Origin of the sequence: Butyrivibrio sp. FCS014, from assembly GCF_000526935.1 — a bacterium.
Lineage (GTDB): Bacteria > Bacillota > Clostridia > Lachnospirales > Lachnospiraceae > Butyrivibrio.
The window spans coordinates 421,356-437,275 of sequence record NZ_JAHA01000006.1 but is presented as its reverse complement, the minus strand read 5'-3'; the positions used below and the strand labels follow the sequence as shown (position 1 = coordinate 437,275).

General features: G+C 44.7%; 16 protein-coding genes and 2 tRNA genes. 2 read left to right on the top strand and 16 right to left on the bottom strand.

Translation table 11 applies throughout. The features are described 5' to 3' along the window. Window positions 1–4: 4 nt before the first annotated feature. Window positions 5–1,510 carry a GGDEF domain-containing protein gene (locus tag T456_RS21095; RefSeq protein WP_024865328.1) on the bottom strand — a complete coding sequence of 502 codons (1,506 nt, stop codon included), beginning with the start codon at window positions 1,508–1,510 and terminating at the stop codon, window positions 5–7. A 3-nt stretch (window positions 1,511–1,513) separates the two neighbouring features. Beyond that, a complete protein-coding gene (locus T456_RS0105755) occupies window positions 1,514–3,157 on the bottom strand; it encodes a sensor domain-containing diguanylate cyclase (protein WP_024865327.1) in 1,644 nt (547 codons plus the stop codon). 319 nt (window positions 3,158–3,476) lie between these two features. Between T456_RS0105755 and T456_RS0105750 the strand changes: the two genes are divergently transcribed. Then, a complete protein-coding gene (locus tag T456_RS0105750) occupies window positions 3,477–4,775 on the top strand; it encodes an ABC transporter substrate-binding protein (protein ID WP_024865326.1) in 1,299 nt (432 codons plus the stop codon). 10 nt (window positions 4,776–4,785) lie between these two features. Beyond that, entirely contained in the window at window positions 4,786–6,546 is a 1,761-nt protein-coding gene (locus T456_RS0105745) for a methyl-accepting chemotaxis protein (protein WP_024865325.1), read from the top strand. An 85-nt stretch (window positions 6,547–6,631) separates the two neighbouring features. On the opposite strand, the gene T456_RS0105740 is transcribed toward T456_RS0105745, so the two are convergent. From T456_RS0105740 to T456_RS0105675, 14 genes are all read right to left on the bottom strand, one after another. Continuing rightward, window positions 6,632–7,234, bottom strand: a complete 603-nt coding sequence (locus tag T456_RS0105740) for a DUF1349 domain-containing protein (protein WP_024865324.1) — start codon at window positions 7,232–7,234, stop codon at window positions 6,632–6,634. Window positions 7,235–7,249: 15 nt separating this feature from the next. Beyond that, complete coding sequence (locus tag T456_RS0105735; protein ID WP_024865323.1) at window positions 7,250–7,783, bottom strand: histidine phosphatase family protein; 534 nt, start codon at window positions 7,781–7,783, stop codon at window positions 7,250–7,252. 23 nt (window positions 7,784–7,806) lie between these two features. Then, a complete protein-coding gene (locus tag T456_RS0105730) occupies window positions 7,807–8,352 on the bottom strand; it encodes a GNAT family N-acetyltransferase (RefSeq protein WP_024865322.1) in 546 nt (181 codons plus the stop codon). Window positions 8,353–8,483: 131 nt separating this feature from the next. Next, entirely contained in the window at window positions 8,484–8,936 is a 453-nt protein-coding gene (locus T456_RS0105725) for a GNAT family N-acetyltransferase (protein ID WP_024865321.1), read from the bottom strand. Between the two features lie 72 nt (window positions 8,937–9,008). Then, entirely contained in the window at window positions 9,009–9,716 is a 708-nt protein-coding gene (locus T456_RS0105720; protein ID WP_242835878.1) for a transposase, read from the bottom strand. A gap of 255 nt (window positions 9,717–9,971) precedes the next feature. After that, window positions 9,972–10,055, bottom strand: a tRNA-Leu gene (locus T456_RS0105715). 248 nt (window positions 10,056–10,303) lie between these two features. After that, window positions 10,304–10,966, bottom strand: a complete 663-nt coding sequence (locus T456_RS0105710) for an HAD family hydrolase (RefSeq protein WP_035801226.1) — start codon at window positions 10,964–10,966, stop codon at window positions 10,304–10,306. A 70-nt stretch (window positions 10,967–11,036) separates the two neighbouring features. After that, window positions 11,037–11,119: transfer RNA gene (locus tag T456_RS0105705), tRNA-Leu, on the bottom strand. A gap of 68 nt (window positions 11,120–11,187) precedes the next feature. Continuing rightward, entirely contained in the window at window positions 11,188–11,520 is a 333-nt protein-coding gene (locus tag T456_RS0105700; RefSeq protein WP_024865318.1) for a hypothetical protein, read from the bottom strand. 44 nt (window positions 11,521–11,564) lie between these two features. Then, window positions 11,565–12,308 (bottom strand): hypothetical protein, encoded by a 744-nt coding sequence (locus T456_RS0105695; RefSeq protein WP_024865317.1) that lies wholly within the window; start codon window positions 12,306–12,308, stop codon window positions 11,565–11,567. Next, window positions 12,305–13,078, bottom strand: a complete 774-nt coding sequence (locus T456_RS0105690) for an adaptor protein MecA (RefSeq protein WP_024865316.1) — start codon at window positions 13,076–13,078, stop codon at window positions 12,305–12,307. The genes T456_RS0105695 and T456_RS0105690 overlap by 4 nt, the downstream gene beginning before the upstream one ends. Before the next feature lie 114 nt (window positions 13,079–13,192). Next, window positions 13,193–13,840 carry a sortase gene (locus tag T456_RS21090; protein ID WP_024865315.1) on the bottom strand — a complete coding sequence of 216 codons (648 nt, stop codon included), beginning with the start codon at window positions 13,838–13,840 and terminating at the stop codon, window positions 13,193–13,195. After that, window positions 13,830–14,963: a Cna B-type domain-containing protein gene (locus tag T456_RS0105680; RefSeq protein WP_197026860.1), complete on the bottom strand. Its 1,134-nt coding sequence runs from the start codon at window positions 14,961–14,963 to the stop codon at window positions 13,830–13,832. The genes T456_RS21090 and T456_RS0105680 overlap by 11 nt, the downstream gene beginning before the upstream one ends. Window positions 14,964–14,971: 8 nt before the next feature. Beyond that, window positions 14,972–15,859: a class C sortase gene (locus tag T456_RS0105675; RefSeq protein WP_242835872.1), complete on the bottom strand. Its 888-nt coding sequence runs from the start codon at window positions 15,857–15,859 to the stop codon at window positions 14,972–14,974. Between the last annotated feature and the right edge of the window lie 61 nt (window positions 15,860–15,920).

Here is a 15,920-nt window from a genome sequence, read left to right as displayed (position 1 = left end):
AACACTACCTTTTGGAGGATCTGCGATCGACTCCGCTCTTTCGGTAATACTCGGCTTTTGAATGATACATCTCATCGTCAGCCTTCTTCTCCAGGTCATGGATGTCAAGGCCTTCATTCTCCTTGCTTGAAGCATATCCGATGGAAACTGACAGTTTATCGGAATATTTGCCGCTCCAGTTGTCTACCTGTGCCTCGATGTCACGGCAAACCGTCCCGGGATCCTGCGTATGGAGAATGGCAGCAAATTCATCACCGCCGACTCTGTACACCTTGCCCTTGTTTCCTATAGCCAGCAAAAGACATTCCGCAGCCCCTTTGATAATCTCATCCCCTGCAATATGCCCTATGGTGTCATTCACCTTCTTAAGGCCGTTTACGTCCGCAGATAATATCACAAAGTCGTCCCCCAGGCCTTTCTCCATATATTCGGTAAGGTCTTCTTCATAGCTTCTTCGGTTAAAGAGCCTTGTAAGCTCATCGGTTCTGGCGATTCGAACCAGCCGCTCCTCGCGCCGTTTCTCATCGTCAACATTTCTGGTGGTAAAGACAACTCGCAGAGGAACGCCTTTTTCATCCACTTCCACGGGAATATACTGAGCCCTGAACCACCCGTCTTTCACATTTATAAAGTCATCACTTAAAAGCTTCCTGCCTACCAACCGGGATCTCACAGTACTGATATCAGTAAATTCAATAAAGCTCTTAAGCTGATCCGGCATGATTCCCGGTCTCAGCCCCTGAGTCATGACGGTGTGGGTCTGAGTTTTGAAATCAATGTAATATTTGGTCTGTTCCTTATCTCTCATGGACATCTCGGTATTGTTGGTAAAATCGATAAGATTTACTTTGTCATAGATGTCTGCAAAGGCCTGAAGTATGTTCATCTTATCCTTCAGCTCCGAGTCTTTGGCTTTTGCAAGCTGAACTCTGGCCTCTGAAGCCTTGCGAAGTGAATGATAACGCATTCCCATGCCTATAGCGCAGACAAGTACAAGAACGGAATAATTAATGGTATTTATACCTGCTGCTTTATCAACCGAATATAAAATGATGTAAAGGGTATAATATATGACAAGCATCAGAATAGAACTGAACCAGGGCTCAAGAATGATGAAGATCACCATCATGATCTCCACCGCATAGAAAGTCAGCATCTGCCCGCCCTTGATATAATTCCGATAAGACGACCACATAGACCATATCGACATCAGCAACAGATATATAGTATTGAGTGCAGCTACCCGGAGGTGTTTCATCTTCTCCTTCTTAAGCATGGCTCTCGTTACAAGGAACCCGCACAGACAGGAAACTATGCAAAAGAGGACGCTGGCAATACTGGCCCATTCTTCACTTCCAAAGCTCTTCCTGGTCATGACAAAGTAAAGCAGCGTCAGTGTTTCAAAAATGGCCACTATAGCAGAAATATTCTCTATATTTCTGGTGCTGGTTTCATCCATCAGCTCTCTGACATCATTATCAACCGCTGGGAAAAAGAATCTTTTTATCATGCTTTACTCCACATCGCCTGTTACGGCACGTTTAATCTTTTTTCTCTCGCGTTTATTTTCATACATAAGTTCATCAGCGCGTTTAAGCACATCGGCAACCCCCTTGTCCAAAGCAGGATCAAATTCCGCAAATCCGCTTGATATCCATACTTTCTCCCAGGGGTTACTGGCTGCTGCATTGATCTTCTCAACAGATTTCTCAAAGCGCCTTATGAGTTCTCCCCTGTGATTATAGTCTCCTCTTCTGAAAATAACACAGAATTCATCTCCGCCCATTCTGAACACGGGACTTCGCTTAAATGCATCGCTTATGGCAGCGCAGGCGTTTTTGAGATATTCATCGCCCTTGTCGTGTCCGTAGCGGTCATTTATCTCCTTAAGACTGTCGCAGTCAAAAGCCCCAATGGCAAACTCTGTCTCTTTTGCCCCGTTATCAATCTGCTGCTGCAGTTCATCGGAGATCTTCGCAAAAGCAGCTTTGTTTTTTACCTGGGTGAGAGAATCCACAAATGCCTGCTCGCTAAGGTCGCTGATGTGGGCCCTCATGTTATCCGACAGATTTTTAAAGGAGCCGGTAAGTCTGCCCAGTTCATCATCCTCATTATAAGGAAGGTCAACGTCGTAATTACCCTTCTCAACCTGTTCCGTCGCCTCAGTAAGCTGTTCAAGAGGCTTGGTTATGCGCATGGTGTAAAGCATCAGGAAGAGACTTGATATCAGCAGCACCAAAACAGCGCCCAGGGAGATGTTCAGAATAAGCCCGATCCAGTCTCCCTTGGTCTCAGATTCGGGAACCGAGACGATCAGGCGCATTCCGTTGCTCAAAGGAAGCCACACTGCCTCTTTTTTCTCACCGTTATAGCTGTACCGGACAAAAGAGCTGTCTCCGTCCATGCTAAAGGGTATCGCGTAGCTTGCATCCGAAGGCGCGCTCGTAACGTCTATATGAGGGTGGTAAAAGAGCTTGCCGTCAGCCCCGCTAAGGAAAGCATAGCCGTTGTCGTAAAACTGTATGCTGTCCACTTCCTGCGCCATGGTGGAATAGTCAACCTCTATACCCACCACTCCGATGAACTGCCCATTGCAGTAAACGGGAGCGTCGTAGGAAATAACGCGCACATCCAGATTGTCTGTTATATAAGGCGGAAGCCAGATGGATCTGCCCTCATGCTTGGGGACCGTGAACCAGACCAGCTTTGATGTATCATCCACGTCGTAAAGGGTGATATCCGTCACTTCATGTTCTTCAAAGCCTCCTCCGCTGAGGTTCGTGTACCAGAAGCCTTTTACTTTCGAAGAAACAGAAGGATCTATGCGGTAATAGTAAGTCAGGACGCCCTTGGTCCTTGAAGCCATCATGCCAAAGTATTCTCTGGCGCGCTGCATATGCTTCTCCAGCTCCTCATCACTGGTATCCTTCAGGTCTTCTTCAACAAAGGAAGATACCCTGTCCACGGAGTCCTGAACGCTGTCAAAGTAGTAGTCAAGACTCTGCTCTCCCATCTTACAGAGCATAAGAAGAAGCTGATCTGTTTTTCGACTCTCGGTCCTTCGTATGAAAATCGCACTCAGCAATGTGGTGAACACAAGAGCAATGAATATCACACAGAGCATCGTTGCGGTTATTCTGGTTCTGAGCGAACGCATTAATTGTCTCCTCGGTATCGTATGTTAATCCATGTAATAGCGATAAATACTTATAATTACCTTATTTTATTGTACCGCAGATTAACTATTTTGCGTTCACTTTAGAAAAATATAACATATATTGGAATTTGTTAAGAATTGGAATTATGGATGCTGATAATAAATGATTTCATAAATAGTAAACTGATTTTTACTGGTTAAATTAGCGCTTTTAATACTTTTTTAATTTATATTTTAGCTGCTCAAAAAGCTAAATAACGTATAATAATATATGCAGTATTATTCATAAATTTAGCTGATTTGGAAAGGAAGTGGATCTATGACAAAACGGGCAATTATTCCACTGGCTCTTTTGACGGCATTTATGTGCCTTACATCCGGCTGTGGAAATCAGGCAGCCTCAGATGCCGACGTATCTGAGAGCACTACTTCAATCTCACTGCTCAATACTAAAGGTGAAGTTACTTCCCAGATAGAAGCACTTGCAAAACAGTATCAGGCAGAGACCGGTGTAGAAGTCAAGGTTCTGGGAGTAGAAACAGGTGCTGATGCTCAGGCCACATTAAAGGGTTACTATCTTGCCGATCAGATGCCGGATATAATCGCCTGTGAGTCTTCCGGTTTTGGAAACTGGGAAGGTCTGCTGGTCGATATGAGTGATCAGGACTGGACCAAGAGAACGGATGCGGCTTATATAGACTCAGAATACGGGACACTTGGGTTCCCTTACACCACAGAAGCTATCGGTCTTGCCTATAACGCAGACATTCTGGAAAAAGCAGGCGTGGATCCTTCATCCATCACAGGGCCCGATTCAATGAAGGCAGCCTTTGAGAAGATCGATGCAAAGAAGGATCAGCTCGGACTTACAGCGGTCATCGGTTTCTGTGCTGAACCTGAGAACCTTGGATGGTCCGCCGGCAACCATATTACCGGAGCTTATATAGACTCAGGTCTTTCAAGGCAGGACACAACATATATTGACCTTTTGAAAAACGGAGGCGGAATCGATGATACCCGTTTTTCTCATTTTGCTGATATGATAGGTCTTTTCAACGAGTATTCAGATCCTGCTCTTCTGACGAAGGGCTCCTACGACGATCAGGTAATGGGCTTTGCATCAGGAAAGTACGCTTTTATCACACAAGGATCCTGGATAGGAGCACTCCTTACCGGAGGTGATGCAGACGCTTATGCAAAAGCAGGAAACTTTAAGGTGGGAATGGCTCCATATGCTTTCGAAGAAGGTATGGATACTATTCTGACCAGCGCACCTTCCTGGTGGGCTGTATCCAAGGAGGGTAATGTGGAAGCTGCTCTTGCTTTCCTGCAATGGTGTTCTGAAGACAGCGCACAGCAGATACTGGTAGAACAGGCCGGATTTGTAAGTCCTTTCGTGGATTGTAAATACGTCGCTTCAGATCCTTTTGCTTCGGTTATTTCATCCTACATCTCAGCAGGAAAGACATCCAGCTGGCACTGGATGGAAATGGCGGAAGGTCTTGGGCAGAATGGCTTTTCCTACGTATATCAGAAGTATGCCAATGGAGAACTTGATGCTGCAGGCTTTTTGAGAGAATTCAAAAAAGTAGCAAGTGACTGGTACTCTAAACTGTAAGGAGGGGAACATGAGAGAAGACAAAATACAGGTTAAAAAAATCAATTCTATTATGTTCCAGATACTGGCAACCAATCTGGCTATTTTACTGGCGTTCGTAATTGTTATGAGCTTCGTCATGTCTTCAATGAAGACATCAACCGCCACCAGTATTCAGATGTTTCAGACAATGATGCAGCTTACACAGGATGAAGCCAATCTGAAGAGTGATGTCATGTCACTGTACGATCAGGCTACCGGCTATGTTTCTGCTTCTGCAGATGAAACCAAACAGGCTCTGCTGCCTCAGATTGAAAGTGTAAAGAGTACCATAGAGGCAGATATTTCTACATTGGAGAAAGATTTCTCCACCATGGGAAATGACACTGCCATTGCCAAGATGACAGAAATAAGAGCCCAGTATCAGAGAATGGTAAAATTCATTGATGCTTCTATTGCCAAGTGCGATGCGGGAGACAAGGATTCTGCCTATTCGATACTTTTTGATAAAGCCGAGATACAGAAAATTGCCATCTTCCACTCTACCAAAACTCTGGACCAGGCAATCAATGATTCCGCAAATGATACAACTTCGCTGATGACACAGCTTCTTAAGTCGGGTAATCTGACAGCCATGATCGGAACAATTCTGATCGTAGTCCTGATAATCATAAGCTTCCTTATCAGCTATAAGAATATAGTCAAGAAGATCAGAAAAATAGCGGATGAAGTGAACGTGATCATCAGCAATATCGAAGATGGCCAGGGTGATCTTACCGCAAGAGTTAAGACAAAGACCAAATCAGAGCTTCTTTTCATAACATCAGGAATAAATCACTTTATAGAGACGCTTCAGGGAATCATGAAGGATGTAAAGGATGGTTCCATAGTTCTTTCGGAATCCTCCGAAGAGGTTTCATCGCAGCTTCATATAGCAGATGACAACGTGACCAACACATCGGCTGCACTGGAAGAGCTCTCAGCAAGTATGGAGACCGTTTCAGGAAATGTATCCCATATCAACGAATCCGTTGAATGTGTAAAAACTGCAGCTCAGGAAATCGCAGACCAGGCAACAGAAGGCACAAAGACCGCTGACAGCATCAAAGCCGAAGCTGATGAGCTTAAGTCCCGAGTAACAAGCAAGAAAGCTGAAGCCGGTGAAAAAGTGGAGCATCTGTCGGAAGTACTGCTCCAATCAGTGCGTGAATCCGAGAAGGTTGCTCAGATCAACGAACTGACAAAAGTCATTCTTGATATAGCAAGTCAGACAAACCTGCTGGCTCTTAACGCTTCCATTGAGGCCGCAAGAGCAGGCGAAGCCGGAAAGGGATTCTCCGTTGTGGCAACAGAGATCAGTTCCCTCGCGGATAACAGCAGACAGACAGCTGCAAATATCCAGGATATAAGCAATGAAGTAACCGAAGCTGTAAACAACCTTGCCAAGAACGCACAGGCAGTTCTGGATTATATAAACGGTCAGGTAATCAGCGACTATGACGAGTTCGTAAGCACCGGTGAAAAATACGAGCACACTGCGGACATCATGGAAGAAATGCTTACAAACTTCAATCAGAAGGCTGAAAACCTTACGGATATAATGACGGAAATGGTTGAATCGGTTCAGCTTATAAGCACCTCTGTTGTAGAAAGCTCGCAAGCCATCGCCCAGTCCGCTGAGAGTTCTCAGGAGATTGTGGGCGGCATCAAGAAAATCACAGAGGCGATTGATAAAAATAACGAGGTTACGGAACAGCTCTCGGATACGACGCAAAGATTTACTATGCTATAAGAAATATGAAGGCACCGAAGAGGGCCGGCTCTTTCGAGCCGGCCCTCTTATTATTTCAGCTTTTTCATTGATGTGCTCTTTATATTCATTCATCCGGCTGCTGTCCGTCGTGTGCAGCCCATGCGCATTCCGTCAAAGCCATATCTGTAAACTCTGCAGTAAAAGAAGAATCCTCCGGAGAGCAAGCATATATGCCGAAGCTAACCTTGCCAGCACCTTCATGCAAGTGGCAGACTCTCATCTGCTTCCACTTCTGTCCGTCATCCGAGCATTCAATGCAATAATCATCTTCCCTGCGGCTGAGTCTATACCACATACTTTTTACCGATGCAGGGATCTGTGTAGTTGCCCAGTCAGAATATCCGTGATTGGTAACTACTGAGCCAAGGTGACCCATCTCATCATTTTCATATTCAACGGACCCCTTCAGCCAGTTATCGCTATCAAGATACATGACAATGCCACACTGATCAAAACGGTGATGACTATCTGCAAAGTTTGTCTTCACAACAAAAGAAAAATATTTCTCCTCGGTATCCATTTGGAAAACAGGCGCATTATCATTTCTGAAATGATAATACGTGCGCTGCCACAAGTCTGTGTGGGGAAGCGTTGTTATGGAAATCTTCTCTCCTTCAATCACGAAGCTCTTCGGTTCTCTTGTCCATTTGAAATCTTTAATATCCATTTGAATCCTCCTATTTCAGAAATCATACCTTCTAACTTCGCAGTTTTTAATACCAAAAGATGAAAATTCTTCGTTATCCATCTCCCTGAAATATGACTCAACTATCCTGGCGATTCCGTTATGTGCTACAAGAATACAGACCTTATCTCCTGCCTTTATGTCATCAAGAAGGTTATATATCCTCTGGGCAAGGTGCAGCATGGACTCTCCGGTCCCAAACCTGCTTGCCATATCCTTTTTGGCTTCGTGAAATTCCTTGCCGTCCCTTGGAGTAGATTCATACCTTCCAAAATTCTGTTCTAAAAGACGCTCTTCCACCTTTACAGGGATTCCTGTTATCTCAGATATATGTCTTGCAGTCTCAGATGCACGAACCAGTGGGGAAGTCAGAATAAGATCAGCTTTTATGCCTTCCTTAAGAATCTTTTCTCCTGTTTCCACCGCCTGCTCATGGCCCTTTTTCGTGAGCTCTATATCGGTAGCTCCGCAGATCTTGTTCTCGACATTCCAGATGGTCTCCCCATGTCTTACAAAATAAAAGTGATTCATATCTCGCTCCCAAACTAATTTTTTCAAAACTTCAAAACCATGTAGATATCATCACTGTATGTGCCGTCATCGTATTTGTTGGCATTTGGCATACGTCCGCATTCCTTGAATCCAAGGCTCTCGTACAGATGATATGCCTTATCGTTTCCACTTACGACAGTAAGCTCTGCCTGCTCATATCCGCAGTCTTTTATCTTTTGGATCAGCCTCTCCAGCATTAGTCTCCCGAGGCCGAAACCTGTGTATTTCCGGAAAAGAGCTATCCCGATATCAGCTCTGTGTCTGGCTCTTCTGCTGCTTCCTCTGCTGGTAAAAGAGCAGTTTCCTGCATATGCACCATCTACGAAAGCGCACATTACAAGTTCATTATCCGACTCGTTATGACTCTTGATGAACTTAACTTCATCTTCTGTTGTGTACTTGACCTCATCAGGATTGACCAAAAGGAAATTTGTCTCTCCGCAAACTGTTTTAAGGTAATCTATGAGCATGTCAGCTTCATCTTCATGAGCGCTGCGCAGAACAATATTTCTCTCCCCCAACGTATACTTTTCTTCATTGAAAATCATTTTTCGCTCCTCCTAAAGTTGTCGTAAATCTTCACATAGATACTTTATAACTCACTATAAAGTAAACTACTACCCGTGTCCAGGACACGGGTAAAGCAGTCAAAAGAACCGTCCCCATGACTGTTTCTCACTCATCTATGTATGTACAGCCTTGTAGGCTCAGGCTCTCCATCCCCCTGTGCCATACAAAAGAACTCCCATCCATATCTTTCATAAAATCCAACATGATCCGTAACAAGGTAGATTGGAGAAATGCCCTTGGATTTCATATCTTCAACCACCATATTTAAAAGATTTCCGGAAATACCTTGGCATCGATATCCTTCTTCTGTATAAACAGCACAGACATTAGGCGCAAGATCTTTCCTGTCATGAAAATCATTGTCTATAACTCCAAGACCTCCGACGATTTTTTTTCCGTCAAGACATATATACCAGCCATATTCTGTAGTGCCTTCAATATAGGCATCAATACATTCCATATAAGCCTCTGTGGGTACTCCCCACTTTTCATGGAACCAATTCGCTGCCGCTTCATTGAGTTCCGGTTTTTCTCTCAGATTAAAGTATTTATAATCGCTCATATTTTTTCATACCCCTTTTTCTTTTCAATTCATAGCAGTCAAAGGGACGGTTCTTTTGTCTTATTCTCTATGCTACTCTTTTCCTGCTGTCTGAACTATATTACGTCCTATTCCGGTAAGTCTTGATATCTGGCGCACAGACAATCCGTGTTCTTTGAGCTTTGCCAGCGCGGCATTTCTATCTTCTTTACTATATTTTTGTAAAGTCGTGCCACTTTCGATGCCAAGATATCTTTTCATGATTTCTTTTGCCCAGGAATCACCGTGTCTATTTCGCGAATGCTCAAGCCCCTTATCTTCATCTTCCCCTTCAATATACTTGCTATAATTTCTAAAATCGCCTAAAAGGCTGTGAATTGCTGATAAATCCATAAACGGAAGCGGATTATCATAGTACCTGTAGCTGTTCCAAGGATATTGCATTGCACTGCATATTCCCGCTTTCTGCGGATTCTTCAAAATATACCTGAATGCCGTCAGAAAATAGGCCTCGTTTTCTATAGGTTCACTCTTATATCTATCCTGAAAAAGATGACCTTCCCTCTCATATTTCTTATTATAATACCAGGAATAGCTCACCCCTATTTTTTTCATCAAAAGAACTATTGATTCATGTTCTCCCCTTACTAATAGATGCACGTGATTATCCATAAGGCAATAGGCACATACTCTAACCTCTGTATCCATACAGTAGCGCTCCAATTTAGCCAAATAATATCTATAATCATAGTCATCCTCAAACAACAATTGCTTCCCAATCCCCCTTACTATTATGTGCATATAGCCTGATGCACTCATAATTCGCGCGCGACGCGGCATTAATAATCCTCCTATATAAATTTTTTGAAATGGAAATCGACTGAATAGAGCAACTTCTACTCAGTTCCCTCAGAAAAAGAGAATAGATTTTTAAATTTCAAGAATGAACTATATCATCAAATACGATAGTTGTAAAGCAGTCAAAAGAACCGTCCCCATGACTGCTTCGCGCAAAAGAAAAAGGACCAACTCTTTCGAGTTGATCCTTTTCTTTCGTGCGGAAGATGGGACTTGAACCCACACGATGTAAGCATCACAAGATCCTTAGTCTTGCTCGTCTGCCAATTCCGACACTTCCGCATTTCCCTTCGTCATGGCTTATCGCTCGTGACGACTTTCATATAATAGCAAACTTGAAAGTCTTCGTCAACACTATTTTTAAAATTTTTTTCAAAAATCGTTATGGCAATCGTAACCCCGCGGAAAATCGCTAATTCCTCACTACGTAAGTCTCCAAAAGCCGTGTAAACACGCCATCCCCGGCAAAATCCCTCTCATGCCAAAAGAAAATCAAAAAATCAGGAAAAATCTTTGCAAGTCTGCAGTCATTATCCTAATTTTTCCAGAATACCCACAATCTCCATTGGTTCTTCAACGAAAAAGTTATCTCCCGCTCCTGCTTCAACAAGCTCCTCTTTCGTCCTGAATCCCCACAGACATGAGATACATTTCAGTCCCGTATTGACCGCAGTCTTGTGATCAACCTCCGAATCACCCACATAAATGCACTCATCAGCACTGCTTCCAAGAAGCTTCATGGCCTCCAGGCACTCATCGGGATAGGGCTTGCGCCTTAAGGTGTCTGTAACACCAATTGCCACATCAATGTAGTCTCCAAAGTAAATCTTATTGAGTTCCTTCACTGCTCCCATAGGCTTGTTGGAAACAATAGCCATCTTGTAGCCTCGCTCTGAAAGTGCCGTCATAAGCTCTTTGATCCCCTTGTAAGGACCGGTCTTGATGTTGCAGTGCTCCTCGTAATACACCTTGTACTCCTCAAGAATTGCCTCGAAATCCAGTGTCTCTTTTCCATGAGGAAGGGCACGCTCCATCAGCACCACTGCTCCGTTTCCCACAAAGTGCCTGATCTCGTCGATGGTCCTTTCGGGAAAGCCGTGCCTTCCAAGTATTACATTCACGGAATCGGTGATGTCCTCAAGGGTATTGAGAACCGTCCCGTCCATATCAAATATCACGGTATTTATCTTCATCAAAAATCTCCTTTCAAGCAAAAACAAAGGCTCCGAAATACTTTTCGTACTTCAGAGCCTCCGTATCAAGTGCAGAAGAAGGGACTTGAACCCTCATGTAGTTGCCTACACATGGACCTGAACCATGCGCGTCTGCCATTCCGCCACTTCTGCAAGCGACAAAAATAATGATACTCATTTTGCGGCGAGATGTCAAGGCATTTCAAAGCATTCTTCCATCATTATTTAACCGTCAATTTATCTATGTAGACGCATATTTTTTTCACCGCGTCGGACATAGCCTTGTAGCGAAATCCGAGCCAGGCGGCGCATAAAGCCATCACTGCAGCTGCCACAAAGCTTCCGATGAAGAAATTCACAAATCCCGCAGCCAGAAAGATGCATGCGCAGATAATAAGCGCCATCATGGGCAAAAGAAGTCTCATCATTTCCTGATGGATCTCGGTGAGCCTAAGCTCAAGCCTCTCCCTCTCTTCCCAGATTTCTTCCTCTGAGATCACCTCAAAATCAAGCTTTTCCAGATGTCTTAAATAGTCTCTCAGTCTCTTTTCCATCAAACGCCTCCGATTCGGGATTTATGTCTTTATTTCATTATACGCTATTCCGTCTGTGCTTGCACAAAATATTGCATCACTTCTTCATTAAACCGCTGATTTCCTGCAATTGCGGCATCAAGATCGCAGTCCTCCTGCTCCGGTGCGCACTCTCCGCAGATGTCGATTCCAATGATTCCCTTACCGCCCTCTGACTCTTCCCTTCGGAAAAGAGCCTTCACAAATCCGATAACCTCCGAAACCGTAAGTTCTCCCTGGTCCCAGTTTGTTACAAGTTCATCCCTTCTGATAACGTCCTTGTCCACGGAAATGTATACAGGATATTCTGTCGCAGGAAGTACCTCTGCATTTTCGTAAAATTTCACCCTTTTCCGGGTCTTTTCATCCACCTGGGATATCAACACAGGGTCTGCCCCAATAACGTGAATATCGCGGACGTAAGGGTTATTTTCGATGACATGGAGGATCCAGCCGCCGCAGGATAAGATGTCAAACATAGGCGCCTGCATATCGGGGTGATGGTCAAGGACCACCAGAGAAAAGGGTTCTCTCACAAACTCAAGGTACAGCGCCGACAAATAATGGTAATTCCCGTTGTCGATGAAGTGAAGCCCGCCCTTGCCACCGCTTATGGCTGCAGCCAATGTCTCTTTTGCCGCGTCATCACACATGCAGTTGGTGCCGGGAACGTCCCTAAGATCCACGAAATTAAGGCCCTCCACATCTCTGTAGAAGGCCTCGCGTTCATATATGCCTGATAAATTCAATACACTTATACTATTCTTCATTTAGCCAAATCCGCCAGATGTACCACAGCATCCTCTGCTATGATGCACTCGCCGTGCTCCTGTATCAGCATAGCCTCGGGAGAATTCACCGTCAGCATCTCGGAATACTCAACTCCAGCTCTTCGCATATCATAGATGATGCTGTCTCTGGAGGACATAAGCCCCGCCATGAGGTAGAACCTGTCTTTGTACTTGTACAGCGCCGAATCCACAATGGGAAGCTTCTGCACCACCTTGGAAAAGCGGGCTGCATCCTCAAGATTATCAAACTCCATCATATAGCCGGCATATTCGGAAAGGGGCTGATAGCTGAAGCTTGCATTCTCGGGATCGATCTCGTCCTGCTCGCCGTGGCCGTAGATCTTGTTGATAGTATCGGTGACATTGGTGATGACTTCGTTTAAGGCCACGCCTTTGTCCCTGCCGGTCTTGGATTTGATCTCGTCCACCCGCTCCTGTGTCAGCATCTTAAGCACGGTCTCAGCGGCGCCGCGAATGCGGTCCGTAGCCTTCTGAATGTCGTCGTTGCTCATCTTTACAGCAAAGATGCGAACGCTGCCGTCCATCATCATGTTCTTGCTCATCATCATGACCTCGGTCTCGGGGTCATAATCCAGCTGCGCTCCCACCTCTTTATTGAGCTGGGCAAAAAAGGAAGTGGTATTCTCCGCTCCGCTTATAACAGCCTCAGGGGTAAGCCCGATCTCATGGAGCTCAGATGCAGCGATACTGCACTCAACTGTGGTTTCATTCATTTTTACTATGATCACTCTGCATCATCTCCTCTCCGTGGATAGTCTATTACTCCTTGTACTGTAATTATAGTACTCATTCAAGACACTGTCCACGAAGGGGATGCTTAAATTTCCATTAAGAATTTATATCTATCTTACGTGTTTGCTCTCTTCAACTGCCTTCAGAATGTCCGGAACTTCACCGGTTTTACTCACCTCTCCTGTTGCCTCGCATCGAACAGTTACACGGTTGGCACCGCCCAGGGTACAGGTAAACATGGTGAAATCACATTGCCCTGCTTCCATCTCCTCAGTATCATAGGCGCCGAGAGTCTCCAGGTTTGAAACCACAAAATGAAAGCTCTTGCCATTCATGTCAGTCACAATGACCTCTGCTCCCATCTCCAGCTCACCAAGGGTTCCGAAGTGCTCCGTATAGTTGTGGCCGCAGACGATCAGGTCGTTGTCATACACTGAACCCTTGTATCTGCATATAGCCACCTTGGCATTCTCCTTGCTCCACTCATCCTGAATGGGCAAAAGAAGTCCCAAAGAAGGGATCTGTACGGTCCCCACAAAGCTCCTGCCGTCAACACTAACAACAGGCATAGGTCCTGAATCCTCTGCCTCAAGAACTACTGTGGGCATCTGCTCGACAACCTCGTTAAGAAGTTCCTCGGAAGCAGCACCTGCAACGGTATTTTCATCAATATTGTTCTTAAGCAAAAGAGCTGCCATGAAGATCAAGGCAACTCCAATTGCAATGTAGATATATCCTAATTTCCTTTTATTGAACATTCTTTCTATTCTTTCTGATTCCTTTAACTATAAATACTATTCCTGCGATCACCAGTATGGGAATGGGCCACCAAAGCTGTCCTGTCTGGGGAAGTCTTCTTGCACCCAGAACTGCGGGAAGTTCTCTTATGGCTCCAAGAACATCGGGAAAATCAGGCGTTCCAGGTGTGTCAGGTGTTTCCGGAGGATTACCGGGCGGCGTATCCGGAGGCGTATCAGGCGGTGTCTCAGGGGGCGTATAGCTGTTGGTGCAGGTATACCAGAATTCGTGTCCCTGCTGGTAAATACTTATTCCTGAACTATATCCGCTTCCAATACCAACCTCTTCTACATTATAAGTATGAACGCCTTCATTGGACCACTCATAGGACCAGCCGTTAGATTCTGAAAGAGTAACTGTCTCCATCAGCTCATCATCACAATAGATGTTGAAGGTTACTGATGCGGGTCTCTTGTCGGTATTTCCGCTGTCATTCCATCTCTTATAAAGGTGGCAGTGAACGACAATATCGTTCTTTACCTTGGCCTTCTTGGGTGAAGCTGAAGGATTGTAATTCTTGATAATCTGTCCTGTAGCTTCATCGTACTCAAGGATAGGTACGGGATAAACAAAGTTTACAAATGAATGTGTATAATCATCCTTTTCAACCTTGTCGCTGAGCACATAATATATTCCGAGCTCAAGGTCTGTGTAACAGGTCTTTCCTTTGCTGTCTGATACCTTGCTGTCTACTTCTTTGATGCCGTTCTCTTTGATATAAGTCTGGAGATTGTCCGAATCACTTTCAGTCTGATAATCGACACATTCTTTCCAGTCATCATAGTTAAAATCATTGTTGAAGAAATCAGGGTCATCAAAGCAGCCCTTAAACTCATCTGTAATGGTATAAGTGCCGTTTTCATCAATAGTGGCCACAAGGTAAATGTAGGATCTGACGTTTTCCATCAGTTCCTCATCCACGGAAAAGTGGGTGATGGTGAGACTTCCCTTCTTTCCAAGGTCAATGCTTGCCCACGTATTGGGGGCTGCACTTACCATTTGTGAAGGAATAGCGATGATCGCCATCAGAACCGCCACAATGATCGCCGATATTCGAATATAAATATTCTTCAGCTTATTCATAGTATTCCTCATAAAACTTTGTTACTGCTTCTCCTCCTGCGGGACCACTTGGAAGTCATGATAAGGAAGACGATAAATATTACAAGTAATGCCGGAGCACCCACAAAAGGTGCAACCATTAAGGTTCCGTACCTGGTCGCATCTGCAGGTACGATCAGCTTTGTTTCTTCATTATAATCAACACGCTTCGCTCTAACAAGGAGCCTGTGAGTATTGACGCCGTAGGGCGTACAGGTCACCAGCGTGACGTATTCTTTTCCATTGACCCTCATAAGATCATTGGTCTCCTCGGGGAGAACGATCTTAATCTGGTCTACCTGATATGCAAAAGTCTGGTCCATTATGTGAAGGAGGAACGTGTCTCCCTCGATCATCTGATCCAGATCCGTAAAAAGTTTGGCGGAAGGCAATCCCCTGTGTCCCGACAGAGCTACATGGGTAGACTCGGTTCCTGTGGGAAAAGAGGTCCCTTCCAGATGGCCGATTCCAACCTGAAGGACCGACTCTTCGGTTCCGTGGTAGATTGGAAGGTTTACTCCGATATTTTCTATCTCTATTGTACCAATAACTCCGGTTCCCGTGGGATCCAGAATGCTGTCATATTCCTCTTTCTCTTCTTCCGTAAGAGTGAAGTCAAGAGGTTTCCTGGCGAGGTCCTCGTTGTACGCTTTTGCTGCCTCCCAGAATCTTGTGTAATCTTCTTTTGATAACGCCGCTATGGCTGCATCGTAGGATGCCACCGCACGGCTCTGGTGCTTTGAATTGATATAGTTGCTGACCGACGGATAAAGAAATATGGCCAGTCCAACCAGAAAAATAACACTGAATATTATGTTCGGTATTAACTTCTTAAGCTTTTTGTTCATCAGATCATTGTAACATTTCTTTTGAATCAATCCTGTATCTCCCGGAAAAAGAGCTGTCTCTTTTTCCGGAAGGATACAGTCAGTTTCTATT

Excerpts from the sequence above, each read along its gene's own strand:
- T456_RS21095 (WP_024865328.1), bottom strand. The coding sequence starts at position 1,510 with ATGATAAAAAGATTCTTTTTCCCAGCGGTTGATAATGATGTCAGAGAG.
- T456_RS0105755 (WP_024865327.1), bottom strand. The coding sequence starts at position 3,157 with ATGCGTTCGCTCAGAACCAGAATAACCGCAACGATGCTCTGTGTGATA.
- T456_RS0105750 (WP_024865326.1), top strand. The coding sequence starts at position 3,477 with ATGACAAAACGGGCAATTATTCCACTGGCTCTTTTGACGGCATTTATG.
- T456_RS0105745 (WP_024865325.1), top strand. The coding sequence starts at position 4,786 with ATGAGAGAAGACAAAATACAGGTTAAAAAAATCAATTCTATTATGTTC.
- T456_RS0105740 (WP_024865324.1), bottom strand. The coding sequence starts at position 7,234 with ATGGATATTAAAGATTTCAAATGGACAAGAGAACCGAAGAGCTTCGTG.
- T456_RS0105735 (WP_024865323.1), bottom strand. The coding sequence starts at position 7,783 with ATGAATCACTTTTATTTTGTAAGACATGGGGAGACCATCTGGAATGTC.
- T456_RS0105730 (WP_024865322.1), bottom strand. The coding sequence starts at position 8,352 with ATGATTTTCAATGAAGAAAAGTATACGTTGGGGGAGAGAAATATTGTT.
- T456_RS0105725 (WP_024865321.1), bottom strand. The coding sequence starts at position 8,936 with ATGAGCGATTATAAATACTTTAATCTGAGAGAAAAACCGGAACTCAAT.
- T456_RS0105720 (WP_242835878.1), bottom strand. The coding sequence starts at position 9,716 with ATGCACATAATAGTAAGGGGGATTGGGAAGCAATTGTTGTTTGAGGAT.
- T456_RS0105710 (WP_035801226.1), bottom strand. The coding sequence starts at position 10,966 with ATGAAGATAAATACCGTGATATTTGATATGGACGGGACGGTTCTCAAT.
- T456_RS0105700 (WP_024865318.1), bottom strand. The coding sequence starts at position 11,520 with ATGGAAAAGAGACTGAGAGACTATTTAAGACATCTGGAAAAGCTTGAT.
- T456_RS0105695 (WP_024865317.1), bottom strand. The coding sequence starts at position 12,308 with ATGAAGAATAGTATAAGTGTATTGAATTTATCAGGCATATATGAACGC.
- T456_RS21090 (WP_024865315.1), bottom strand. The coding sequence starts at position 13,840 with ATGTTCAATAAAAGGAAATTAGGATATATCTACATTGCAATTGGAGTT.
- T456_RS0105680 (WP_197026860.1), bottom strand. The coding sequence starts at position 14,963 with ATGAATAAGCTGAAGAATATTTATATTCGAATATCGGCGATCATTGTG.